Raw genomic sequence first — 24,380 nt, forward strand, 5'->3', positions numbered from 1 at the left:
CACCGGCGGGGTAATCGCCTCTCGCTCCGGCGACCTGACCCTTGAAACCGAGCGTCTGGAAACGGCGGATATCGACCTTCACCGCAAGGGCCGGCAGGTTTCCGGTTCGGTCGGCGTCAGCATAGGTTCCAATCCGGAAGGCAAGTCCAAACCGGGCATCACGGTGGAAGGGGCCTATTCCAACTCCGAAACCGAGGGCGTTGCCCGCGCCACCATTGGCGAGGGCGAGATCACCGTGCGCGACGGCGATGGCGACGGCATCAAGGCCGCCGACCTGGAAGCCGAGGTCGACGCGGCAGATGCCGAAGGCGACACGGCCCGCGCGGAAGCCCTGCGCACCGAAGCGGAGCTGGAGGCGGCGGAAGACACCACCGCCACCGAAACCCAACTTTCCAACCTCAACCGCGACCCGGACGCGGTGGTGGAAGTGACCTCGCAGAAGCAGGAAGGGTTTGAGCTTTATGTGAGTGATACGAGTGTCAGGGACGCTTTCAAAGCCGTCAAACTGGTTGGGCACGCAGCTTCTTCAATCGTTTCCAGTGTCATGGAAAGGATGGGAGATGAAAACCCAGGTATAAAAGACTTGGCCCAAGCCAAACGTGCGGGACACCTTTCGGACGAAGCGATCCTGACACAGCTTGCTGGTTGCAACCCTCAGCATGGCTTTAATCTCTGGCAATTGTTCGTTTCACCTGCCTACGCACAAGGAACTTGCTCTGTTACGACATCCAATGGGTATGTCATTAACCTGAGCGACGAAGAGACACGTCAATGCCTTGAGATCTATCTCGGCACTATGATCGCCAACCCGGAGGATGCCGGTCGTTGGGCGGATCTGCTCCGCAACGGGAACCTCACGGCGCCGGTCAGGGCAATGGGCGCAATCGCGGCCATGTCAAACGGCCCGTATGTAACAGGCTACGGAGAAGATGGCGAAGACCTTGTAACGACAGACGGCAATGGTCGTTTCCTCTATAAGAATACAGTTACAGGTGACTTATTCTTTGCCAATCCGCTGGATGTGGGGGATCCGGCAGTCATTTCTTATGTAAGCGACGCATCTGCGGTCGGTGGGCCGGGAACCAGCTTCACCACAGTAAGACTCGCTCTCGCTCCGAAGTTTGTTGGAAAAACAAAGGCTCCAAATAGGGTAACCAACGGACTGCCGGACAATCCTTCACAGCTTGGGCACGTCTTTGGAGATCGTTCGGGCCATCTGCCAGATACTCCTCAAAACAGGCAGTTGTTGGTCGATACGAGCAACAATCCGTCGAACTTGCATGGTACAGATAGATTCGGGAACGAAGTTCATACAATCACGCAAGCAGATGGATCACAGGTCTGGGTCTATACCCGAAATGGTGTCATTCAGAACGGCGGCGTTAACAATCCTCCGAAACAATGGGTTGAAGGGGTAGGGTTGCAATAGATGGTGAAAATGGACGAAAAACAGTCGTACTTGGCGATGTTTTCATTCCTCGAAGACTACTACCATCGCACAAAGTCAGACGAGATTGGCGCGATGCTTGGGGCGATGTGTCTCGCCAGCGATGGAAAACCGATGGACCCTGCGTATTGGCACGAGTGGAAGCAGGCTGTTCAAAAGGCGATCAATGGCGAGGTGGACGCTGAGATGCGCCTAACTAAAAAGTCGGATCAAGAACCTTCGTAGCTGCGGAAATGCCCTTGCTCCGTTGCCTGATACGAACATTTCTGATGCTGCTTTTCGCGGCATTCGGATCGGTTGCGGCGGTTGCCACGCCTAGTGATTGGTCGCAGGTCAGCTACCCCGCCGTGTCGCATCAGCAAGGCACTCAGTCGCCTAATCTCACGAACACGGCCCAAGCACCACCGACAACCAGCAGAAATCTCACGTCTACCGGCAATACGCTCGCGCAAGCCGGCGATCTGCGCGCATTGGATGGCGTGGAAACCACTGGGTCGCTCTACACGCTTTTGCGTTCCTCTATTGCCACAAAGGGAGGAAGCGGACGGTTCAGCGGAATTCAAGCCCGAAATGTTGATGAGGCCCAGTTCCTTCGCAATGCTGAAGCAACATTTGGTGAGAGCACTACTTGGACAGGTGTAACTCGCCACCGTGGTGAACTGGTTGTTCAGCGTTCAGATATCGAGCTTAGCCAGCAAAACGTAACTAGGATGCGCAATGGGCAGGCACCCTTCGTCCGTAACGCGAATGGCGATTGGGAACCACTTCAACTGCACCATGTCGGACGCGAAACCGGTCAGATGATTGAGGTTACTCGGTCTCAAAACCGCTACAATCATTCGACTGGGGGGCCGCTCCATATTCCGGGGCTGGGAGGCCCGATCAGGCAACCGAACTATTCGCAGTCATACTGGCAACAGCGATATCAAGGATTTATCAACTCAGGGCAACTTGCTGAATGAGGAAAATTCATGAGTTATAACCGGAAGTTCGAAGAAATGTGTGCGGGTGGTGAGGTCTACGGGCCTGTCCCGGAGGCTGCGGTTGCAGCAGCAGAAGCAGACCTAGGTGTCAGATTTCCGGAACAATACAGAGATTTTTTGCAAAGATTTGGTTCCGGCTTGATCGGAGGTGTTGAAATCTATGGCTTGCCTGGCTTTGAAAAAAACGATCCGCCACTCTGGCAAGACGTGACAAAGGTGACAAAGCAGTTCAGGGATTGGGGACAAGCTGGGGCTGAGAACCCAGCATATATCCCGATTTCGGATGACGGCACTGGTATCTATTTTTTCCTCGATACGAAAGCGTCACCTAGAACGAAAATATTAGCTATAGGGCCGGGCGTTGAACGAGCGATATCGTCTGATTTGTTTACTTTCTTTGTTGATTTATCCGAGGGACGTATCCAACTCTGATCATTCCACCTGTCGCAGACTTTGATGCATTGAATCTATCCGATGTACGAACGATTCGTAGTGATCGTCGTATGGGTGAAGTGGTCCCATACAATAGTAATTGCGCCTGCGAGGTTCCCAGATCAGCATCAAGGTGACATCCATGGGACTGGGAGTGCTTTCAAGAACTTGATGCAGATGATTGGATCACCATAACGATGTCGTTAAGTATCAAGGAAGTCGACAAAATTTTCTCTGAACTAAATCAGTTTCGAGTACCGGATGACCATCGTGGCAACGCCCAAAAAAATGAATTCTGGAAGATAGAAGAAGCTGAACTTGCAGATGCTGAAAAACGCATGGGGATCATGATACCGCATGAACTCAGACGTTTTTATGCCAAAGTTGGGAGTGGCCATCTGGTACGAAGTCGCAAAGGGGTCCTACAGACCGACTATCTGAATATATTTGTGGACTTGCGACGCCTGAGTGAACTCTGGCTCCGTGAAGACGTGAGCTTTCAATACGATGCTGAGCTTGTCGCCGACGGAGAACTCCCTTTCTTTGATATGGGGAGTTACAGCTATTTTGTCCTTAGACCACATTCAGCTAACCCTAACGCGGTCTATGCCCCATATGACAAAAAACCCGTTTCAAACTCATTCAACGAGTTTGTTTTGCAACTTTACCAGGACACAACATTCTATCTTGACCATGTGGGCGACTACGAAGTCTGAAGGGATTGAATCAGTAAAACAGACTGCTGACCTGAGCCCGAGCTAAAAGTGCCCCTATGAGCACGCGGAGACCTATCAAACCAATACGGATGTCACGGCGGGCGGCAACGTGTCGGTCGAAACCGGCCGGGACCTTGCCCTGAAGGGCGCGCGCCAAACCGGCAGAAGCTCGGGTCGCAGGTCAGTGAGTACAAAGTATACTTTACCGGACGGTACCCGAGTTCGAGTAATGCAAGCCGATAGCCGTAGTCCAGAACGCGCATCATTCGAAAATGCGAACGGACAACCGGTTGATCCCACTACAGGCAAACCGCCTCAACCGCCGTCAGGTATGACACGCGCTGAGCGAAAGAAATATGTTCGCGAAAGCACTCATATTGTGCAGGATGATTGATATGCGATCCTTTTTATCAGCGGTAAATATTGAGCTTCCGCTCCGTATTTCATTTTCATCTTGGGATGAAACAACTTTAGTAATCTCCGGCGAAAGCTGGAGTTTTAGTACGCAATCGGTTTGGCGGATATTTGATGGCAAGGGCATCTTCCTAGGATGCTTAGATGACCAATCTCTAGGAGTTTCTTCAATCCTAAATGGAAGCACTGTCGTCGGACTCGATTTCCAATCACCAGACAGACCTATTGATTTGGTTTTTCGGTTGGAAGGCGGAAAGGATCTAGAAATTTTTTCAACGGATCTGGATGAGCCGTGGGTGTTAACATTACCGCAATTCGGGGTTTTCGTTGGGACCGGTGAGAGAATATTGTAGAGGCATCTCCTCCGCCACCTGATCCGAACCCTTAGCGCGCTGCTTTTCGTAACACTGCTCTGATCCCCCAAAACTGGATCGTTTTTGACTGGAGTTTTCCGCGCTAGGAACCCGGCTGGGAGAAGGAGCGGAAGTGACCCGCTTCTCCGAAATTTCCCCGTTTTGAGGTTAGCCCGTTTCAAATTCGCACTTTACCCAACTTCACCGCGCTGAGGTGATCTGTTCCGGTCATATCCCCGTTGCTGGATGTAGTCGCGGAGCAGGCCCACCCGGTTGGGGCGGAAGCTTTCGGTGCCGGGCGCCAGGGAGGCGATCCGGCTGACGTGGAAGTGGCGATAGTCTTGCCGGAGGCGGCAATGGGCGAGCAGTAGCAGCGAGGTTTCGCTATAGGACAGGCCCATCGGCCAGATTTCCCTTGTGGTGGTTCGCTCCTGCAGGTCGCGGTAGGTGATGACCAGGCTGAACTCCTCCCAGCAGGCCTCGCGCAACAGGTCGAGATCCACTGTCACCGGCGGGCGCTTGTCCGGCTGCCGCCAGCTGCGCATCACCGTGTGCATGGCCTGGCGCGCCTGCCGGTCGGGCAGGGTGGCGATGATGCGGGCCATGGCGTTGCGGCCGGCCTTTTTCAGTGTCTCGTCGCCGATCTGGTCCAGCCCGCTTTGCGCCAGCATCAGCGCCTCGATTTCCAGCCGGGAGAAACTCTGCGGCGGCAGCACGGGATCTTCCGTCAAGGTGTAGCCGACGCCTGCGGCCCCGTCGATCAGGGCGCCGCCCGCACGCAAGGTCGCGATGTCGCGGTAGAGCTGGCGCAGGGAAACGCCGGTCTCTTCGGAAAGGCGCGCGGCGGTGACCGGTTGGGGAAGGCGCCTGAGGGTATCCATCAGGCGCATCAGCCTGTCCATGCGGGCCATTTTTGCTCCTGCCGTAAATTGTCAGCAGGGGGAAGCTATACCTTTGGCATCACAAAGAAAAGGAGCTTTCCCATGATGACGCTTTACCATTCTCCCAACAGCCGGTCTTCGGCGATCGTGACCCTGATCGAAGAGCTGGGCGCCGACGTCGAGGTGAAGGAAGTGACGGTTCGCCGGCAGGATGGCTCGGGCGGGCCGGATGCATCCAACCCGCACCCGGAAAAGAAGGTGCCCTACCTGGTGGATGGTGCCGAGGGGATCCGCGAGCGCGGCGCGATCATGCTTTATCTTACCGACAAGTTTCCCGAAGCCGGGCTTGGGCCGATCGAAGGCCAGCCGGGGCGCGGGGAATATCTGTCCTGGCTGTTCTACTATCAGGGTGTGATGGAGCCGGTCATCATCCTGAAATTCGCCCAGTTTACGCATCCGGCCGTGGAGGCGAGCCTGCGCGATTTCGACACGATGGTCGCGCGGCTGGCGGAAACGCTGGAAAAGCAGCCTTACCTGCTGGGCGAAACCTATTCCGCCGTCGACCTGTTGTGCAGCGGTCCGTTCCTGTGGCTGCCGGACATGTTGCCAGACAACGAGGCGATCCGTGACTGGGTGAAGCGGTGCAGCGAACGCCCGGCCACCGTGCGGACGCTGGAGCGTGAGCGCCAGGCGGCCTGAGAGGTTTTGAACCTCCGCTGACGATATGGCCTGCCGGGTTTTGCCCGGTGGGCCATATCTGTTTGCGCAGGTGTCATGAAAACGGCCCTGAAACGGGATGAATTGCCTGCGCGGCTTTCCAGTTGGCGAGCCCGTCCGTTTCTGCCGGTGAGGGTGAGGGCCGTCAGTCCGGCCTCGTCCGCAACTGGCCTTCATAGTCGCGCTTGCCGATCGGCACGCCGCGCGTGCGCAGGATGTCGTAGGCGGTGACGGCGTGGAAATGAAAGTTCGGCAGCAGGAAGGACAGGAGAAACGTCTCCGATGTCAGGGGCATCGGCGCGGGGCTGATGTGAACCAGATCAAGGTCGAGAGGCCGGCTCGACCAGTCGTTTACCTCGGCAGGCGTATAGGCCTGCAAACGTGTCACTGTCTGCGCGATCCGGTCCTGCAGAGCCGCATATGGGGCTGGTCCGACAAGCGGCGGAGGGGTGAAGGCACCCGTTCTCATTGCTTCCAGGCCCCAGACGGAAAAATTGTCGACGCACTCGATCTGAAACCAGAACTGAGCCATGTCCGGATAAAGCCGCGCGGTCGCGAAGTCGTCCGGATCGGTGCCTGTCTGCTGGCAATGAGTTGCCGCCTTTTGAAGAAACCCGCTGACGGCGCGTGCCGTTTGCAGGAAGGTTGGCACGCTCATGTCGTAGAGGGTGGTCGCCACGGGCTGTTTCCTGGTCATGATCCTGGTTCGAAACACGCCTTGGCGTGATCTTCAAAGGGTACGACGCGGAGGCGGATCATATCCAGGAATTTAGAGGCTCGCGTGGAAGCCGGCATTCTGCCTTGGGCGGCAGGGTGCACTTGCTGGCTGTCTGTCGAGCACCGCGAAGAGAAAGGGTATCTGAAGTATTTCGCCGCGCGCAGAGTATCAGCGTCTCTTGCCGAAGGTCGGCTTGCCGGCGCCGGCACTTGCGTCCTGCCGGTTGCGGCGCACGGAGGTGCGCTCGTCGGTATGCGGTTCGTCCTGGTGGCGGCGCTGGAAAAAGTTGTCCGGGCTGTCGCGGCGCTCGTCGAGTTCGCTTCTCAGCGCTTCTTCGGAGCTTTTCAGCACCTGCGCGCGCTGAGCAGCAACATGCCGTTTCTCGCCGATGAACTGGACGCCGCAGCGAAGGCCTTCCTCCCAGCGGCGTTCGCAGGTGACTTCATAGTCTTCCAGGTCGATATGAAGGTCGAATTCCTTGGGCAGCATGTAGGCCTGCTCGAATTCCAGCAAAGCGCCGCCTTCGGAGATGTTGCGCACCATGCAGGGAATGGATCTCAGCCCGTTTTGAAAGACCATCTTGCCTTTCTTGAACACGCGTGCCCGCCGCTCCCGCGGCATCTGTTCGCTGGCGCTCTCATCCGCGGGTGTGTGCGGAAATGGTTTGGCGTCCGACATGGGTTTCTCGCATTCTCATGGTGTCCAAGGGCACTTTAACCCCCATTTGGGGTAAGTTTAGGCGCAAAGCCCTTGCCAATCGGTGAATCCACGTATGGATCGGTCAGGTAAAGCCCGGCATAGGACCATGTTGGGAGCAACAAAAGCTCCCTTGCGACGGTCAGAGAAACCTGAGCTTTTTGTATTCAGGCGAAAACGTGGAACACCATTCCTTGAATTGATACACTGTACCTTTCTATTTACGGGACAGCCACGCGGGCGGACAGCGCGGGGGGCAATATTTCCCGGCGCGAATTGAGGCATCAATGACTGAAGACCAGATATCTTTCTTGAACCTGCTGGCCCTGAGGGCCGGAGAGGAAATCCTCAAAATCTACGCGGAACCTTTCGAGGTCGAGAACAAGGTCGACGGGTCTCCGGTGACCAAGGCCGACGCGGCAGCCGAGGAAATCATTCTCGCGGGCCTTGCGGAAAAGTTCCCCGACATTCCGGTGGTGGCCGAAGAAGCGGTCGAAGCTGGCAAGCTGCCTGCGGCAGGGGCGCGGTACTTCCTGGTCGACCCGCTCGACGGTACCAAGGAATTCCTGAAGAAGAACGGCGAGTTCACCGTCAACATCGCCCTGATCGAGGATGGCCGCCCGGTGTTCGGCGTGGTTTCCGCACCAGCCCTCGAAGAGATCTATTGGGGCGGGGAAATCCGGGACAACGGCAAAACCGAAACCAGGGCCTTCAAGGGAACCATCGCGAACGGTGGCATCAGCGATGTTGCGCCAATCTCCGTTCGCACGCCGCCGGTGGACGGCATCAGCGTGCTCGCCAGCCGCTCTCATCTTTCGGAAGAAACCTCTGCCCTGATTTCACGGCTGAGTGTCGCCGAGCAGCTTAACGTCGGCTCGTCGCTGAAGCTGTGCTGGGTGGCGGCCGGCCGGGCCGATTTCTATCCCCGTCTTGCGCCCACGATGCAATGGGACATTGCCGCCGGCGATGCTGTTGTGCGCGCCGCCGGCGGGGCGGTCGTTCTGGCTTCAACCGGCGAGGACTTTGTCTACCGGGTGCCGGAAAACGCCCGCAAGGACGACTTGCGGAACCCGTTTTTTCTGGCAGCCGGATGCAGGAACCTCCTGCGGGATGTCGCGCCCGCTGCCTGACGATTTGCAAAATTGCGCGGGCGGTTGGCCCGTGCCGAACGATTGATACGGCCGGTTCGCCGGCCAAACGGAAAAGCGAACATGAACATGCAATCTCACGGGATCTCGCCCGAGCGCCTCAGCAATCTGAAGCGGCTGGAAGCAGAAAGCATCCACATCATCCGCGAAGTCGCGGCCGAATTCTCCAATCCGGTGATGCTCTATTCCATCGGCAAGGACTCCGGCGTCATGCTGCACCTGGCGATGAAGGCATTCTATCCGTCCAAGCCGCCGTTTCCGTTGCTGCATGTGGATACGACCTGGAAATTCCGGGACATGATCACCTTCCGTGACGAGACCGCCGCGCGTCTCGGCATGGACCTGATCGTCCATACCAACCCGGAAGGGCTTGAAAAGAATATCGGCCCGTTTTCCCACGGCTCCTCGGTTCATACGCACATTATGAAGACCGAGGCGCTGAAACAGGCGCTGAACAAATACGGCTTCGATGCCGCCTTCGGCGGCGCGCGCCGGGACGAGGAAAAGTCGCGCGCCAAGGAGCGCGTCTTCTCCTTCCGCAATTCCAATCACGGCTGGGACCCCAAGAACCAGCGGCCGGAACTGTGGAACCTCTACAATGCCCGTGTGGCAAAGGGCGAGAGCATCCGTGCGTTTCCGCTGTCCAACTGGACCGAGCTGGATATCTGGCAGTACATCCTGACGGAAGACATCCCGATGGTGCCGCTCTATTTCGCAGCAAAGCGCCCGGTCGTGAACCGCGACGGCATGCTGATCATGGTCGACGACGGCCGCATGAAACTGCAGCCCGGCGAAGAGATCGAGGAAAAGATGGTCCGCTTCCGCACGCTCGGCTGCTACCCGCTGACCGGCGCCATTGAATCGGATGCCGACACGCTGCCCGCCATTGTCCGCGAAATGCTGATTGCCCGTACATCCGAACGCCAGGGCCGCCTCATCGACAAGGATGAAAGCGCGTCGATGGAGAAGAAGAAGCGGGAAGGATATTTCTAAGATGACGATCGAGAACATTCAGGAAGCTGCAGAGACAGCCGTCACCGAATATATCCTGGCACAGGAAAGCAAGGACCAGCTCCGCTTCCTGACCTGCGGTTCCGTTGACGATGGCAAGTCGACCCTGATCGGCCGCCTGCTTTACGACACCAAGCTGATCTTCGAAGACCAGTTGGCCGCGCTGGAACGCGATTCCAGAAAACATGGAACCGTGGGAGAGGACATCGATCTGGCGCTGCTTGTCGACGGTCTTGAGGCCGAGCGCGAGCAGGGCATCACCATCGACGTTGCCTACCGGTTCTTTGCGACCGAAAAGCGCAAGTTCATCGTTGCCGATACCCCGGGCCACGAACAATACACCCGCAACATGGCCACCGGCGCTTCCACCGCCGACCTTGCCGTGCTGCTGGTTGATGCCCGCAACGGCCTGATGGTCCAGACCCGTCGCCACGCGTTCATCGCGTCGCTGCTGGGCATCCGCCACGTTGTGCTGGCCATCAACAAGATCGACCTTGTCGGCTATTCCCAGGAACGATTTGAGGAAATCCGCAAGGAATTCGAGGTTTTTGCCAACGGCTTCGATTTCGAAACCCTGCAGGCAATTCCGATGTCGGCGCGCTATGGCGACAACGTCACCGGGCGCAGCGACAAGATGGACTGGTATTCCGGACCGACCCTGCTGGAGCACCTGGAGACGGTTCAGGTGGGCGAGCATGTGCTGGAAGCCCCGTTCCGCTTCCCGGTGCAGTGGGTCAACCGGCCCAACCTCGATTTCCGCGGCTATTCCGGTACGGTCGCCAGCGGCCAGGTGTCGGTTGGCGACGAACTGGTGGTTGCCGGTCCGGCAAAGCAGTCCAGGGTGAAGTCGATCATCGGCGCAAGCGGTGAAGTCAGCTCCGCCCGGGCGGGCGAGGCAGTCACCATTTCGCTGGAAGATGAAATCGACATCTCCCGCGGCGATCTTCTGACCTCGACCGCACATCGCCCGGATGTTGCCGACCAGTTTGCCGCCCATGTCATCTGGATGTCGGACGAGCCGTTGCTGCCGGGCAGGCCCTATCTCCTGAAGATCGGCACTCGCACGGTGACGGCGACGGTCTCCGAAATCAAGCACAAGATCAACGTCAATACGTTCGAGCATGTGGCCGGCAAGACGCTGGCATTGAATGAAATCGCGTTCTGCAATTTCTCACTGTCCTCCGCGGTGCCGTTCGATCCCTATGAGGCCAACCACACAACCGGTTCCTTCATCCTCATCGACCGGATGAGCAACTCGACGGTTGGTGCGGGCATGGTCTGGTTCGCACTGCGCCGGGCAAGCAACATTCACTGGCAGGCCCTCGACGTCGACAAGAACGCCCGGTCTGAAAAACTCGGTCAGAAGCCGGCAGTCCTTTGGTTCACCGGCCTCTCCGGGTCCGGCAAGTCGACCATCGCGTCGATCGTCGAAAAGAAACTGCATGTCGACGGGCGTCACACCTATACGCTCGACGGCGACAACGTCCGCCACGGCCTCAACAAGGACCTGGGCTTTACCGATGCCGACCGGGTGGAAAACATCCGCCGTGTCGGCGAGGTGGCCAAGCTCTTTGCGGATGCGGGCATGATCACGCTGGTATCCTTCATCTCGCCGTTCCGCTCGGAGCGGCAGATGGCGCGCGATCTCCTGGAAGACGGTGAGTTCATCGAGGTCTTTGTCGATACGCCCATCGAGGAATGCCGCAAACGCGACCCGAAGGGCCTTTATGCCAAGGCCGACCGGGGCGAGATCAAAAACTTCACCGGTATCGACAGCCCCTATGAAGCGCCGGAAAATCCGGAACTTCATATTCGCAACGTCGGCCGGGAACCGGAAGAAGTTGCCGAGGAGATCGTTGAGTATCTGCGCAAGCGCGGGTTCCTGAACAGCTTCTCCGCCGACGGCGGCGGCATCTGACAAGAGGCCGAAAGTGACCTTGCCAGGCTGATAACGTGCCCTGGTATCTGAAAGACAGCCATCCGCGTTGCAAGGACGCGGGTGGCTTTTTCGTTTGTGGGACCGATGCGATTTTCCGGCCAGACGAGCTGGAATTTCGTTTGGGAACCGGTCGTTTTTCAGAAGCTCTGTGGGCGTGTCACGCCGCGGTAATTCATTTTGTACTAGGTGTTGTGGCGTCTGTAAGTGTCGCGGTTCCAGGAGGCCAAGAGGGTTCGGACAGACTTCGCCATTGCCCGAACCTTCGAAGCCTTTTAATAACTTGGCTGACCTACTTACGCGTTTTGTAAAATGAATTTTTGATCGAAAGGCTTTGGGCAAATCATGAAAACCGTTCTGGTGACCGGCTCTGCCGGGTTTATCGGCTTTTACCTATGTACCCGACTGCTGAAGGACGGCTTTCGGGTGATCGGCCTCGATGCCATGACGGATTACTATGATGTCCGCCTGAAGGAACGCCGGCAGCAGATGCTGATGCAGAACGAGCATTTCAAGCCGGTGAACGACCGCGTTGAGGCGCCGGACCTGCTGATGTCCCTGTTTCGTACGGAGCGGCCGGATTTTGTCATTCATCTGGCAGCGCAGGCGGGTGTCCGCTATTCCATCGAAGCACCGCGCTCCTACCTGGAAAGCAATATCTGCGGAACGTTCGAGCTGCTCGAGGCAGCCAGGGCCTTTCCGCCGGAACACATGCTGCTGGCGTCCACGTCGTCCGCCTATGGCGCCAACACCGAAATGCCCTATGCGGAGACCGATAAGGCTGACCACCAGATGTCGTTCTACGCGGCGACCAAGAAAGCAACAGAGTCGATGGCGCATTCCTATGCCCATCTCTACGACCTTCCGGTGACGATGTTCCGTTTCTTCACCGTCTACGGTCCCTGGGGACGGCCCGACATGGCTCTCTTCAAGTTCACCAAGGCGATCCTCGAAGGCAAGCCGATCGACGTCTATAACTACGGCGACATGAAACGGGACTTCACCTATGTGGAAGATCTCGTCGAAGGCATCCGGCTGCTGATGGACGCAGTGCCTGTTCGCCCGGCCGAGGGAGAAGGAGTGAAGGATGGCGACAGCCTTTCACCGGTTGCTCCCTGGCGAGTGGTCAACATCGGCAATTCGACCTGCGTTCAGCTGACTGAGTTCATCGAAGCCATTGAGGCAGCTACGGGCCGGACCGCCGAACGCAATCTCATGCCTATCCAGGCCGGAGATGTTCCGGCGACATGGGCCAATGCGGATCTGCTGCAAAGCCTCACGGGGTACCGCCCGAAGACCACAGTGCAGGAAGGCGTTGCCAGGTTCGTCGAATGGTACCGGGACTATTACCGGGCGTAACGCCTGGCAGACATCGGGCGAATGTCTGGCTTCATGTGGCTCTTATGCCTGCTGCGACGCATCCTGCGGCGGCTGGCAGACATCCACCCATTCCGCACCGGTGATTTCCGCCATGCGCTCCGGCGGTATCCTGACAGCGGCATTGGTCGCGCCGGCGGCGGGAATGACCACGTCATATTCCTTCAGAGAGACATCACAGTAGACAGGCAACGGCTGGGCAAGGCCGAAAGGGCATACGCCGCCGACGGGGTGTCCCGTCAGCGTTTCCACTTCATCAAGGCCCAGCATCTTCACCTTGCCACCAAAGGTTGCTTTCGCCTTCTTGTTGTCCATGCGGGCATCGCCGCGGGCAACCACCAGAAAGATCTTGTCCTTGAGCTGAAACGACAGCGTCTTGGCAATCTGACCGGGCTCGACCCCATGTGCCTTGGCGGCAAGGTCGACCGTGGCACTGCTGTCTTCCGTCACGATGACTTCAAGTTCGGGGGCGGCACTGGCAAGGTGGTTGCGTACGCTGTCAAGGCTCATGCTGCAGGGCTTCCTTCAGGTCGGATCAAACAAGACCGGCAGGGAGGGACGCGCAAGAGCTGCGCGGGCCGGGCCATAATTTGTGCATATCAACAATTTCATTGTGCTGTAAATTAAGAAAAGATTCATGTTAATCTTAAACGGGTTTTAACCATTTACGACGTAAACGGTACTGTGTGTGGCCGATGGAAATGGGTTCCAGATGGCCATTGGTTAAGTCGTTCAAGGATTGCCGAAATGGCGAGAGCAGCTACAGCCGGAACCGAAGTTGAATCCTCTGGGGTGGAGAGGAGGAAGCAGGCTGACTATGCAGCTCATCAGGGTGGGTCTATGAATTTGCCATTTTTGGTGGCGAAAAATCTCCTGTTCTGGGGGACGATTTCGCTCAGCCTTTACGGTCTTTACGCGGTGGTTGCTGCCATCTAGGCAGCAGGTGCGTAAACCGATTGTGATTGAACGAACCGCGTCAAGTTCGCGGTCAAGTCTCATCACCTGCAATCGCATATACAACCTTTCATTGCATGCGCGCCGTCGGCTTCTGCGGTCGGCGATTGCGTGAACGTGAGTTCCTTTAGCGATCTGCGTCCAGTCTGCCGCTGCCGAAGTGGTGTGCCGGGCGGAATGTCTCTGGCAGAGGAACAACAGGCTCTCTGCCAGTCATCTCCGCCACCAGGGCCTCCGCTATCAGATGTGCAATGCCGAAGGAAATCTTGAAGCCGCCTGTTGCCGCGAAGGCGGTGTCAAAGCCAGGCAGTTTTCCAGCTAGCGGGTCTCGCCTGTGATTGCGGGGCCGGATGCCGGCCCAGTCGGAATGAACCTCTCGGCCCTTCAATAGCGGACAAAAGGCGGTGGCGCGTTCCAGCAGTTCGGCTGAACGGACTGGAGAGGGGGCGGCGTCTTCGAATTCCCGGTCGGATGTGCTGCCAATGGCGACGGTACCGTCGTCATGCGGCACGACGTAAAGCCCGTCGCAATAGATCGCTGGCCTGTCTTCCAGTCCCTTGCCCTCCAGCACAAGGGCCTGGCCTTTCTCTCCACGTCCGATGCGTTCGCCGGTCAGCGTTTCGATCAGGTCGAAAGCCGCAAATCCTCCTGAAACGACGAATTGCCGAGTCTGAATCGAGGTCTGCCCGTCGGCGAGCAGGACGGTCTGTGTTGCATCCTCATAACCGACCGCTTCAACGCCTTCCCGCAAGCTGCCGTTCTGACGGACGAAGCTGGCAAGGCTTGCCAGATAAGCCCTCGGGGAGATCCGCGCGGCAAGGGTTTCATAGACGATGCCGAAGGGAGCGGCATTCGCGTCCAGCCAGTCAGACCGGCTTCCGGCAGGTTCAACCACATAGGAAAAGCCGGTTTCCTGAGGTTGCCAGCGCAGCTTGCTTTCTTCCGCCCGCTCCAGATGGTGCTCCAGCTTGTCGGTTGTCGTCAGCGGCAGGATGCGTCCACAGCGGTGATAGCCGCAGGAAAGCCCTGTTTGGCTTTCCAGTTGGCGGATGCGGTCTTCCAGACACAGCAGGGCCTGGAACTGGAATTCCTTCTTGGGGTTCCAGCGTGCCGGCATGTGCGGCATCAACGCCCCCAGCACACCTCCACTGGACCCGGCGCCGACGTGGCTTTTCTCCAGAACTACCACCTTCAGTCCGGCCTCGATCGCTGCCCGGGCAACAGCGAGACCGAAAATACCGGCTCCGGCAATGGCAACATCGAAAGTTTCGGCGTCGGTTGCTGCCATGGGGCGGGGTCCTTTGAGATTGATTGATCCTGCCGGCTCTCTTATGAGAACGCGTTGCAAATGGCAAAGGCTGATGGGTGCGCCCCGAAGGAAACCTCAAGATCATGTCGATCAAGGCACCGGATCTGGAATGGCTGCAGGGCGATGTGCCCCGGGCTGAAGGCTTCAACGACACGTATTTTTCCAAGGCCGGGGGGCTTGCGGAAACGCGTCATGTGTTTCTGCAAGGAAACGGCTTGCCTGGCCGCTTCGATGGCTGCGAGCGTTTCACCATTGCAGAGTTCGGCTTCGGGACAGGCCTCAATTTCCTCACCACCCTTGCGGCATGGCAGGAAAGGACCAATCGGCCGGACCTGACCTTCCTGACCTTCGAACTGTTCCCGATGTCGGGAGAGCAACTGGCACGGTCCCTCGCGGCCTTTCCCGAACTGGCCCCGCTGGCAGAAGAGCTGCTGCAGGCCTGGTCGCCTGAGCCGGGTTGGAACAGCCTGAAAATTGCCGGAGCCAACCTCCAGATCGGCATTGGCGATGCGCGTGAGCTGATCGGTGAGCTGAACGCCGGAATGGCAGGTGAAGGCGAGGGAGGAGAACCGGCAATTGCCCCCATCGATGCCTGGTTTCTCGACGGTTTCAGTCCGGCTCGCAATCCGGAGCTCTGGGACGCGGACCTTCTGAAGGTGGCGGCTGACCTGACGGCCCATGGCGGAACACTGGCAACTTACACGGCTGCCGGCTGGGTTCGCCGCAATCTTCAGGCTGCCGGGTTCGAGATTGAAAAGGCTGAAGGCTTCGCCGGCAAACGCGAAATGGTGAAAGGGCGAAAGCCTTGAGGTGGGCGATTGCCTCCTTTTTTAATTCAAATAAATCGCGATTAGCGCAACTTCAATTGGCATCCTGTTATTTCAACTGGTTGGTACGTTAAATTTGGCCCTGTTTTTGTTTTGATCCGAACTGAGTAGCTTGTTTTGATTTAAAGAAACTGTTCTTCGACCAGCTCCAACCTGATAAGCCAGTCTTTGGGGGGGCTATACCAAGGAAATCATAATCATGAGCGCAATAAGATATTAGTAATTTTCGTGTCGAACTAGATAGGTCGTCAATAGTAAGTTTTGGTCCTTCAAATTGTCTTCTGCGGCGATCAATCTTCTTATTGTAGGCTTTTTCAAGTATATCATAGAATACTTCGATTTCAGACAGGTTTAGTAATCGATCATATAAGTCTCTAGAAGGACCTAAGAATAATGTCATAAGATCAGTGTGATGCCTTACCTCATGACACGCGGATCGATAGAGCGGCAGCTTCAAAATGAACTCTTCGACACTTGGAGTTGAGTTAAGGCCAAGTTTTTCGAAGTCACCAAACTTTTCGAGCGCCTTGTGATATATTACTCTGTTTGCATATGCGGATAAAATTCTTTGACTAGGCTCACGGACAAATGCGATCCTCAATAGACCTTCGGTGCGCTTTATGAATGAAGTATCAAACTGGGAGGTTCTGTACAGATCGTGAACTGATTGCCTCTTAACCATTATTTCCGGATCATATTTTTCCTCATGTTCTGCATCGTAGATGGCAGTTTTCAAAGTAGTACATGCACATTTTGGCGCAGGGAAATACGCCAATGACGCTCGTTTCAACAAAACTGGCAAGAGGCCACTCCAAAATTTTTGCTAAGATCGAAAACAGTCAGATGAATTCGAGCAAGAATGAATCAATATCCCGAGCAGGATGGTAGCGTCAAAGATTTTGCGCACTCTCGTTTTCAGGCGGCTGGGTTCTGAGTTGGATTTTGTTGATGACGAAGCGGTGTCATACACATATATTTTCAACATAGAGCGATTTTCCGCTTGGGTCGCACCTTAGACTAATCGTGCCTAGATATTCACAATTGGCCATCGGGACAAATATCGAACTGTTGTATGCAATAGCGAAGTCTCTTTATGCTGCACTAATATGGATGTTTTGTCTTGACTTCGTCCCAATGGCTCTATGCAAAGTCGAAGCGTGTTTCCACCTCCCCAATGCTCTTTTTTCGAGATAGTTTATTGCGCGACTCCTTTCACTCCGCTACCGTCTCCAGCATCCACAAGCGGAACTTCTGCATGGCGCTGGTCTCCTCCCGCGACTTCAACCAAGTCAGCCAATAGCTTCCCGTCAGGACGCTGGTCTGGAAAGGCTGCACGATCGCGCCGGACGCGAGGGGGCGGCTGAACATCGCTGTCGGCACCAGAGCGACGCCGGCACCCTGCGTGACGGCTTCAACCATCGCAAGAGAACTGTCGAACATCCAGCCGCGCGCCCGTGGTGGCGGCAGTTGCGCCGCCTGGAACCACATGGCCCATTCATCTAACCTGTAGGATCTCAGCAAGGGCTCGTGCACAAGGTCTTCCGGCTTGGATAGCCGGGCAGCGGTTCCAGGCGAACAGATAGGCGACAGCGGGGCGTCCATCAGCTTGACCGCGTTGGTGGCATGCCAGGCCCCGTCGCCGAAGCGCAGGAAACAGTCGAGACCATCTGCAAGAATGTCCGCGCGGTTGTTGTTGGTTTTCAGCCGCAGATCGATCTGCGGATGGGCCCTGGCAAAGCCGGAAAGGCGCGGCAACAGCCAGCCGGTCGCGAAAGTGGCGACGGCGCCGACCGTCAGCACCTCCCGGTAGTTGCCATCCTCGAACCGGCTGAGCGCATCGCTCATCCGCCGGAAGGCATCGCTCAGTACAGGTAGCAGCGCCAGTCCTTCATCCGTCAGGGCAACGCCGCGCGGAAGGCGCTCGAACAGCGACACCTGCAACACGTCCTCCAGCGCCTTCACCTGGTGGCTGACGGCAGTCTGCGATACCCGCAGTTCCAGGCCGGCGCGTGTAAAGCTGCAGAGCCTTGCAGAGGCTTCAAAGGCTCTCAAGGCATTTAGCGGAAGTTTCGAGACGTCCATCCGGATCCCACTTAGGCCAAGTTTTACTCATGCCTAACCTCAGTATTCATCATTTGCGTTATATCTGAGGCAGCGGCACTGTCGCGGTGTCCCAAAGACGAATGGTGCGGGGGGCGACACACCACACCGGTTCGGGCTGTTTGTATTCATCATTGGAGTTGAAGATGAAACTCTGGACACGCCGTAACGCGTTGACGCTTTCCCTTGCCCTTTTTGCCGGGTTTCCGGCAATTTCCGGATTGGCACACGCCGCCGGGTTCGATCCCGCACCACTTGAGAAAACCGTCACCGGTGCCGAGAGCCGACTGTCTGCCCGGATCGGGGTTGCGGTGCTGGATACGGAAACCGGCAAGACCTGGACCCACCGCGCCGACGAGCGTTTTCCGCTCAACAGCACCTTCAAGGCCTTTCTGTGTGCGGCCCTTCTGGAAAAGGGCGAGCAGGGCGAGGTTCAGCCGGAACGCCGCGTGAAGATCCGCTCGCAAGACCTCGTCTCCTATTCGCCGGTTACCGAGAAAAAGGTCGGCTCCGGAGGAATGACCTATCTGGAACTGTGTGAAGCGGCCGTTGCGATCAGCGACAATGCGGCGGCCAATCTCGTGCTGGAAGCTGTCGGTGGACCGGCAGGACTGACGGATTACCTTCGGGGTATTGGCGACACCATCACCCGGCTGGACCGGACGGAGCCGGGTCTCAATGAAGGCCGCCCGGGCGATGCCCGCGACACCACCACCCCGGCAGCGGCAGTTGCCACGTTGCAGAAACTGGTTCTGGGCAATGCCCTTTCGTCCACCGCCAGAGCCCAGCTGACAGGCTGGCTGCTGGACAACAAGGTGGGCAACGCGACCCTGCGTGCTGGGCTGCCGGAAGAATGGCCGGTCGCCGACAAGACCGGGGCAGGGGCCAATGGCTCGCGCAACAACATCGGCGTGATCTGGCCAGACGATCGGGAGCCCGTCGTGATCGCGGTCTACATCACGCAGACCGACGCTTCCTTTGACGACCGCAACAAGGCGATTGCCGATATCGCAGCCGCACTTGCCGAAAGTCTCCACGACTGAGTTTTCTTGTCCGGGCGGATCCCTTCATTCGCCCGGGCGCCTCTGCCTCTGGAAATGTCCTGCCGCTTCTGACGGAGACAACCTTGTCCGTTCCAAGATCCTTGTTTGCCCTGCCGTTGGCGCTTGTCGCGGTTTCAGCCGGTTTCTCCCAGGCATCTGCCGAGGAAACACGCGAACAAAAGCGCGCCAGAAGATGCGCCTACTATCAGGAGATCGTCCGCGTGGCGTTCGAAAATGTCAGTCGTTCACAAATGCGGCCCGGTTTCGTTGCCGAACATGATGCCTTTATCGAAGGGGGGTGTTTCGCGGCGAAAGCCGTTTGCCCGAAAACACCCGCCGAATTCGCCTTTGCCGACATTCTGACGATGATGACCGTCAGTGCAAACATGGGCAGCACCTTTACACCGTTCAGGTGCCCGGCCGGTGGAGCGGAATGAGAAGGTTCGGCTTGAGGCCTTCCCCAAGCATGTGAGATGTCGGTGCGGACCGGCCCGGAAGGGGCCGGCCCAGGGTGCTGGCGGAGGTTACGTCGCCAGCCACCTTCTGCGACCTGGGATGTCGTCTTCTGCCGTTGCGAGGCACCCCGAGCAAACGGGCCACTTCCGCAGGCAAACTGGACCCGCTGACGGATCCGGGCGAACAGCCGGTGTTGAGTAGGCTTCTGAACGCATTCGTCTTTTGGTTCACCAGCCGCCCCAGTCGGCATCCCGGCGTGGTTTATGTGGTCTGATGGATCCACGCCTATCGGGTAAGCGCATCACAAGCAGAAAGGATGCGCTTGATCCATAAACCTAAGGCACAAGTCGGGCGTGTCAAATACTGAGCCGGGAAAAGAAACGGGTCGGGCTGCCTGCAGCCCTGGCACGCCCTCAATCTCAGCGCATTTCCGGCACTGGTGTTATGGCCGCGCCAGTTTCGAACCAGCTTTTCAGGTTGTCGACCACGAGCTGACCCATGGCATTGCGGGTCGCCTGCGAGGCGGAACCGACATGCGGCAGTACGGTGACCCTTGGCAGTTTCAGAAGGGCTTCGGGCACATGCGGCTCGTTCTCGAAGACGTCGAGGCCGGCACCATAGATCGTGCCATTCTCAAGCGCCGCAATCAATGCGGCCTCGTCGATGACGGTGCCACGGCCGATATTGATGACGATGCCATCTGGCCCGAGTGCTTCCAGCACCTCCGCATTGACGGCATGTCTGGTTTCCTCGCCGCCCGGAGCCACCACCATCAGCGTGTCGCAGGCAGCAGCCAGCGCCTTCGGCGTCGCGTGATAGGGGTAGGAGATGTCGTCCTGCTTGTGGCGGCCGTGGTAATGGATTGTCATGCCGAAGGCTTCGGCACGCTTGGCAATCGCCTTGCCGATGCGCCCCAGACCAAAGATGCCGAGCGTGCGCCCCTGCATGGTCGCCCCGGTCAGCTTGTAGGGCCCTTTGCTTTCCCAATTGCCCTGGCGAAGCCACTGTTCGGCCTGGCCGAATTCGCGGATGGTCATGATCATCAGCCCGACCGCCGTATCGGCAACTTCTTCCGTCAGCACATCGGGCGTATGGGTCACCATCACCTGCGCCGCCAGGCAATCGTCCGTGTTGACGTGGTCATAGCCGACGCCAAAGCTGGAAACGATTTCCGCGTTCGGGATTTTCGCAAGCAACTCGGCGTTGACCGACCCGAATGCCATCGCAACCCCGCGGATTTTCTCGCCGATTTCCGCCAGCAGCGCTTCCGGATTGTCGGCCTCGTAGAGCCGGTGCACGGTAAAGGCGGCATCAAGCTGCTCCTGAACGATCGGCAGCATCGGGCGGGGCATCAGAATATCGATGGAGGTCATGGCAGGTCCGGTGGGGTGATGAAGAAAGGTGAGGTGACCTTAAGGTCTTCGGTTGGGGGAGAAAAGAGCCGAATGGGCAGAGTTGGTACGCAAATTTCGTCACCCTCGAAACGCTTTCGGCTCACTTCATCAGTGAAACGGCGTATTCCGCCGTCATTCCGGACAAGTGAGACAGGTGTCGAGCGCCGATCCGGAATCCAGAGATATGTCGCGCCATGCGCGGCAAATTGAGTGTTCGCTTTGCTCACGCTGACACGCTGGGTTCCGGATCGGCGTGCAGCGTAGCTGCACTTGTCCGGAATGACAGGGTGGGCAGGTTCTTGGGCGTAACTGCAATTCCGAGTATAGCGGTCGGCGTTTAACGCGAGTGGGGCGGCGTGCTTTCTGGAAACTTTGGTAATCGGAGTCGGTCCGTAAACTGTCCAATGAAAAGGACACTTATCCCAAAGCGAAGGCGGCTTAAAGTTGGCCAAGGAAGAGGTCTAATTGCGATTGCACAGGTAATGCCTGATTGCGAGACGAACTCTCGAGGCGTTCTCAGGCAAATCCCCCCATTGCCCCCGGGCGCCATTTCCCCTAAAAGACGCCGCAGAATTCCTGAGAATCCCATCAGATTTTGAAAGCGGAGAAGCGGAGCCCCATGGCGCGCCAGTTCATCTATCACATGCATGGCCTGTCCAAGGCCTATAACGACAAGAAGGTTCTCGACAACATCCATCTCTCGTTCTACCCGGACGCCAAGATCGGTATCCTGGGCCCGAACGGTGCGGGTAAGTCGACCCTTCTGAAGATCATGGCCGGTATCGACAAGGAATATACCGGTGAGGCCTGGGCGGCCGAGGGTGCGAAGGTCGGCTATCTGCCGCAGGAACCGCAGCTCGACAACACCAAGACCGTGATGGAGAACGTCATGGAAGGTGTTGCCCACAAGCAGGCGAAAATTGACCGCTACAACGAGTTGATGATGGACTACTCGGACGAAACCGCCGAGGAAGCCGCACAGCTTCAGGACGAGATTGACGCGCAGGATCTGTGGAACCTGGAAAGTCAGGTGGAAATGGCGATGGAAGCCCTGCGCTGCCCGCCATCAGATGCAGCCGTCGACAATCTCTCCGGTGGTGAGCGCCGCCGCGTCGCGCTCTGCAAGCTGCTGCTGTCCGAGCCGGACCTGCTGCTGCTGGATGAGCCGACCAACCACCTGGACGCTGAAACCGTTCACTGGCTGGAGCGTCACCTGCGTGAGTTCAAGGGCTCCGTCCTGATCATCACCCACGACCGCTACTTCCTCGACAATGTCACGGGCTGGATTCTGGAGCTCGACCGCGGTCAGGGCATCCCTTACGAAGGCAACTACTCGGTCTATCTGGAAAAGAAGACCAAGCGTATGGAGCAGGAAGGCCGCGAGAACATGGCCCGCTCCAAGGCGATTGCCCGTGAGCGCGAGTGGATGGGCATGAGCCCGAAAGGCCGTCAGACCAAGTCGAAAGCCCGTATCCGGGCCTTTGAAGACCTCTTGACCGCCCAGGAAGAGCGTCAGCCGTCCATCGAACAGATCCTCATCCCGGTTGGTGAGCGTCTCGGTGCCAACGTCATCGAAGTCGATGGTGTTTCCAAGGGCTTTGAAGACCGTCTCCTGATCGACAACCTGTCGTTCAAGCTGCCGCGCGGTGGCATCGTCGGCGTGATCGGCCCGAACGGCGCCGGCAAGACGACCCTGTTCAAGATGCTCACCGGTCAGGAAACACCGGACAAGGGCAAGGTCGTCGTGGGCGACAGTGTGCACCTTGGCTACGTTGACCAGTCGCGCGATGCGCTCAACCCGAACAACACGGTCTGGGAAGAAATTTCCGGCGGCGCCGAGGTCATCTACCTCGACGACAAGGAAATCAACTCTCGCGCCTATTGCTCGTCCTTCAACTTCAAGGGTGCTGCCCAGCAGGCCAAGGTCGGCGACCTTTCCGGCGGTCAGCGCAACCGCGTGCATCTGGCCAAGGTCTTGAAGAAGGGCGCCAACGTGCTGCTGCTCGATGAGCCGACCAACGATCTCGACACCGAGACGCTGGCAGCTCTGGAAGACGCGCTGGAAAACTACGCCGGCTGCGCCGTTATCATCAGCCACGATCGTATGTTCCTCGACCGTCTGGCCACACACATGCTCGCCTTTGAAGGCGACAGCCATGTGGAATGGTTCGAAGGCAACTTCGAAGACTACGAAAAGGACAAGGTCCGCCGCCTTGGCGCACATGCCGCCGACCCGCGCCGGATCAAGTACAAGCCGCTTACGCGCTAAGCGAACGGCCTGGAAGCTGAAATGGGGGGCGTGCCCCCTGTTTCCCGAATGTGCCGGCCCTGGAAACGGGCCGGCATCTTTTTTGTCCGGCGGTATAAACCGGCCACCGGCAATTTTTGTCCTTGCGAGCGGCACAAGGCATGTTCCACAGAACTCTCGTCTGTCTGTTTGTGGCCTTCGCCATCTCCGTTCTCGCCTCGTTTCTGGCGGCAGTCGGCTGGCCCGTCGATCTGCTGGCTCATTTTCAGACCCAATACGTTCTTGCCGGATTGCTGTTTGCTGCAGGGTTCGTCTTCTTCCGGAACTGGAACATGGCGGCACTGGCTATCTGCCTGTCGGTGGTCGCTCTCATGCGCATGGGCATCTTCGACAACGGACGCTTTGCCCCAACCGCCAATGCGGCAGAACCGGCGATCAGCGTCGTCACCGCAAATCTCTTCGGCAGCGCCGCAGCGCTCGGCAATCTGGTTGAGGAAAACAGCGCCCGCGGCTTCGATCTCATGATCCTCACGGAGCTGCCGGTACCTGCCGACCAAGGGCTGCTCGACCGGTTTGAAGGCATGCTGCATGTGGCCGGAACGCCCGATCAGGCGCTTGGTGGACGTCCCGCCGCAGTTATCCTCTCGCGCACTGCGCCGCACAGCGTTGAACTGATCCCTGTAGGCGGGAACCCATACGCGATTACGAAAGCGATTTACTGCGGTATGCAGGCGGAGCCCTGTGTGAGTGTCCTTGCAGTTCACACACTGCCGCCTTTCAGGCGTGACTTCTATCTGCACCAGGCGGACATCCTTCAGAAGCTTGCATCCGAAGTGTCGAGGACGCCGGGACCTGTTCTTGTTGCCGGCGACATGAACGCCGCCTCCTGGGCACCGCTGCTGAAACGGTTTCAGGAAACGGCAGGGGTGCGCAAGGCAGTCTGCGGCAGTCGTTGGACCCCGACATGGCTTGCCCCTGTTCCGGGCATCGGTCTCGAACTCGACCATTTTTTCGTCAGGAGCGGGCTTGCGGTCAAAAACTGCGAACTCGGACACTTCAACGGTTCCGATCACTGGCCGGTCTTTGCCGAATTCACGGTTGTCGACGGCAAGTCGTCCGACTGATCTTCTGCGGCAAGCCTGCGTCCACCCGGTCAAAGCGCCATGGACACGAGACAATGCAGTCCGCATAAAAGATTTCCATTCAGAACGTCGGGGTTT

Annotated in this window: 24 protein-coding genes and 1 pseudogene; 17 read left to right on the forward strand and 8 right to left on the reverse strand. The window is 57.7% G+C overall.

Translation table 11 applies throughout. From position 1 onward, the window contains the following. The first annotated feature begins 163 nt into the window (after positions 1–163). The 7 genes and pseudogenes from ACYQ6M_RS09015 to ACYQ6M_RS09045 all read left to right on the forward strand — a co-directional run bounded on the left by ACYQ6M_RS09015 (position 164) and on the right by ACYQ6M_RS09045 (position 4,345). Positions 164–1,429 (forward strand): hypothetical protein, encoded by a 1,266-nt coding sequence (locus tag ACYQ6M_RS09015; protein WP_460073379.1) that lies wholly within the window; start codon positions 164–166, stop codon positions 1,427–1,429. Next, positions 1,430–1,672 (forward strand): hypothetical protein, encoded by a 243-nt coding sequence (locus ACYQ6M_RS09020; protein WP_460073381.1) that lies wholly within the window; start codon positions 1,430–1,432, stop codon positions 1,670–1,672. Between the two features lie 44 nt (positions 1,673–1,716). Further along, a complete protein-coding gene (locus ACYQ6M_RS09025) occupies positions 1,717–2,409 on the forward strand; it encodes an HNH/ENDO VII family nuclease (protein ID WP_460073382.1) in 693 nt (230 codons plus the stop codon). A 9-nt stretch (positions 2,410–2,418) separates the two neighbouring features. Continuing rightward, positions 2,419–2,862: an SMI1/KNR4 family protein gene (locus tag ACYQ6M_RS09030; protein WP_330558587.1), complete on the forward strand. Its 444-nt coding sequence runs from the start codon at positions 2,419–2,421 to the stop codon at positions 2,860–2,862. Between the two features lie 197 nt (positions 2,863–3,059). Continuing rightward, entirely contained in the window at positions 3,060–3,578 is a 519-nt protein-coding gene (locus ACYQ6M_RS09035; RefSeq protein WP_460073384.1) for an SMI1/KNR4 family protein, read from the forward strand. Positions 3,579–3,654: 76 nt separating this feature from the next. Beyond that, positions 3,655–3,972 (forward strand): annotated as a pseudogene (locus ACYQ6M_RS09040) (hypothetical protein); the annotation flags it as partial. Continuing rightward, the gene (locus ACYQ6M_RS09045) at positions 3,935–4,345 is read left to right on the forward strand and encodes a hypothetical protein (protein ID WP_460073386.1); all 411 of its coding nucleotides are present in this window, start codon (positions 3,935–3,937) and stop codon (positions 4,343–4,345) included. The pseudogene ACYQ6M_RS09040 and the gene ACYQ6M_RS09045, both read left to right, overlap by 38 nt. Before the next feature lie 191 nt (positions 4,346–4,536). On the opposite strand, the gene ACYQ6M_RS09050 is transcribed toward ACYQ6M_RS09045, so the two are convergent. Further along, positions 4,537–5,235 carry a helix-turn-helix transcriptional regulator gene (locus ACYQ6M_RS09050; protein WP_460073388.1) on the reverse strand — a complete coding sequence of 233 codons (699 nt, stop codon included), beginning with the start codon at positions 5,233–5,235 and terminating at the stop codon, positions 4,537–4,539. Between the two features lie 93 nt (positions 5,236–5,328). Between ACYQ6M_RS09050 and ACYQ6M_RS09055 the strand changes: the two genes are divergently transcribed. Then, positions 5,329–5,925: a glutathione S-transferase family protein gene (locus tag ACYQ6M_RS09055; RefSeq protein WP_077290420.1), complete on the forward strand. Its 597-nt coding sequence runs from the start codon at positions 5,329–5,331 to the stop codon at positions 5,923–5,925. A gap of 163 nt (positions 5,926–6,088) precedes the next feature. Here the strand turns inward: ACYQ6M_RS09055 and ACYQ6M_RS09060 are convergent, their stop codons facing one another. Beyond that, the gene (locus ACYQ6M_RS09060; RefSeq protein ID WP_460073390.1) at positions 6,089–6,622 is read right to left on the reverse strand and encodes a DUF1993 domain-containing protein; all 534 of its coding nucleotides are present in this window, start codon (positions 6,620–6,622) and stop codon (positions 6,089–6,091) included. A gap of 207 nt (positions 6,623–6,829) precedes the next feature. Beyond that, positions 6,830–7,339, reverse strand: a complete 510-nt coding sequence (locus tag ACYQ6M_RS09065; protein ID WP_460073392.1) for a PilZ domain-containing protein — start codon at positions 7,337–7,339, stop codon at positions 6,830–6,832. A gap of 305 nt (positions 7,340–7,644) precedes the next feature. Between ACYQ6M_RS09065 and cysQ the strand changes: the two genes are divergently transcribed. From cysQ to ACYQ6M_RS09085, 4 genes are all read left to right on the forward strand, one after another. Further along, positions 7,645–8,487, forward strand: coding sequence for a 3'(2'),5'-bisphosphate nucleotidase CysQ (cysQ, locus tag ACYQ6M_RS09070; protein ID WP_152507173.1), 843 nt, complete (start codon positions 7,645–7,647; stop codon positions 8,485–8,487). Positions 8,488–8,568: 81 nt separating this feature from the next. Beyond that, positions 8,569–9,498, forward strand: coding sequence for a sulfate adenylyltransferase subunit CysD (gene cysD, locus ACYQ6M_RS09075; protein ID WP_082444691.1), 930 nt, complete (start codon positions 8,569–8,571; stop codon positions 9,496–9,498). A gap of 1 nt (position 9,499) precedes the next feature. After that, a complete protein-coding gene (cysN, locus tag ACYQ6M_RS09080; RefSeq protein ID WP_055658637.1) occupies positions 9,500–11,434 on the forward strand; it encodes a sulfate adenylyltransferase subunit CysN in 1,935 nt (644 codons plus the stop codon). Positions 11,435–11,797: 363 nt separating this feature from the next. Next, the gene (locus ACYQ6M_RS09085) at positions 11,798–12,811 is read left to right on the forward strand and encodes an NAD-dependent epimerase/dehydratase family protein (RefSeq protein ID WP_460073395.1); all 1,014 of its coding nucleotides are present in this window, start codon (positions 11,798–11,800) and stop codon (positions 12,809–12,811) included. 42 nt (positions 12,812–12,853) lie between these two features. On the opposite strand, the gene ACYQ6M_RS09090 is transcribed toward ACYQ6M_RS09085, so the two are convergent. Next, positions 12,854–13,339: a YbaK/EbsC family protein gene (locus ACYQ6M_RS09090; protein WP_209168749.1), complete on the reverse strand. Its 486-nt coding sequence runs from the start codon at positions 13,337–13,339 to the stop codon at positions 12,854–12,856. Positions 13,340–13,910: 571 nt separating this feature from the next. Continuing rightward, positions 13,911–15,071 (reverse strand): NAD(P)/FAD-dependent oxidoreductase, encoded by a 1,161-nt coding sequence (locus ACYQ6M_RS09095; protein WP_460073397.1) that lies wholly within the window; start codon positions 15,069–15,071, stop codon positions 13,911–13,913. A 104-nt stretch (positions 15,072–15,175) separates the two neighbouring features. On the opposite strand from ACYQ6M_RS09095, the gene mnmD reads away from it, so the two are divergent. Then, positions 15,176–15,901 (forward strand): tRNA (5-methylaminomethyl-2-thiouridine)(34)-methyltransferase MnmD, encoded by a 726-nt coding sequence (gene mnmD / locus ACYQ6M_RS09100; protein ID WP_460073399.1) that lies wholly within the window; start codon positions 15,176–15,178, stop codon positions 15,899–15,901. Between the two features lie 88 nt (positions 15,902–15,989). Here mnmD and ACYQ6M_RS09105 read toward each other — a convergent pair whose 3' ends face one another. Together ACYQ6M_RS09105 and ACYQ6M_RS09110 are read right to left on the reverse strand one after the other, a co-directional pair. Further along, positions 15,990–16,721 carry a sulfotransferase family 2 domain-containing protein gene (locus ACYQ6M_RS09105; RefSeq protein ID WP_460073401.1) on the reverse strand — a complete coding sequence of 244 codons (732 nt, stop codon included), beginning with the start codon at positions 16,719–16,721 and terminating at the stop codon, positions 15,990–15,992. A gap of 410 nt (positions 16,722–17,131) precedes the next feature. Beyond that, the gene (locus ACYQ6M_RS09110; protein ID WP_460073403.1) at positions 17,132–18,001 is read right to left on the reverse strand and encodes a LysR family transcriptional regulator; all 870 of its coding nucleotides are present in this window, start codon (positions 17,999–18,001) and stop codon (positions 17,132–17,134) included. Between the two features lie 164 nt (positions 18,002–18,165). On the opposite strand from ACYQ6M_RS09110, the gene bla reads away from it, so the two are divergent. Together bla and ACYQ6M_RS09120 are read left to right on the forward strand one after the other, a co-directional pair. Beyond that, positions 18,166–19,062: a class A beta-lactamase gene (gene bla, locus ACYQ6M_RS09115; protein WP_055658648.1), complete on the forward strand. Its 897-nt coding sequence runs from the start codon at positions 18,166–18,168 to the stop codon at positions 19,060–19,062. 83 nt (positions 19,063–19,145) lie between these two features. Beyond that, positions 19,146–19,499: a hypothetical protein gene (locus tag ACYQ6M_RS09120; protein ID WP_209168752.1), complete on the forward strand. Its 354-nt coding sequence runs from the start codon at positions 19,146–19,148 to the stop codon at positions 19,497–19,499. Positions 19,500–19,937: 438 nt separating this feature from the next. Here ACYQ6M_RS09120 and ACYQ6M_RS09125 read toward each other — a convergent pair whose 3' ends face one another. Further along, positions 19,938–20,891 (reverse strand): 2-hydroxyacid dehydrogenase, encoded by a 954-nt coding sequence (locus tag ACYQ6M_RS09125; RefSeq protein ID WP_460073405.1) that lies wholly within the window; start codon positions 20,889–20,891, stop codon positions 19,938–19,940. 640 nt (positions 20,892–21,531) lie between these two features. Here ACYQ6M_RS09125 and ettA point away from each other — a divergent pair. Together ettA and ACYQ6M_RS09135 are read left to right on the forward strand one after the other, a co-directional pair. Beyond that, positions 21,532–23,181, forward strand: coding sequence for an energy-dependent translational throttle protein EttA (gene ettA / locus ACYQ6M_RS09130; protein WP_022997869.1), 1,650 nt, complete (start codon positions 21,532–21,534; stop codon positions 23,179–23,181). A gap of 140 nt (positions 23,182–23,321) precedes the next feature. Beyond that, complete coding sequence (locus ACYQ6M_RS09135) at positions 23,322–24,284, forward strand: endonuclease/exonuclease/phosphatase family protein (RefSeq protein WP_460073407.1); 963 nt, start codon at positions 23,322–23,324, stop codon at positions 24,282–24,284. Positions 24,285–24,380: the final 96 nt, after the last annotated feature.

The organism is Roseibium sp. ROS1, assembly GCF_054658215.1.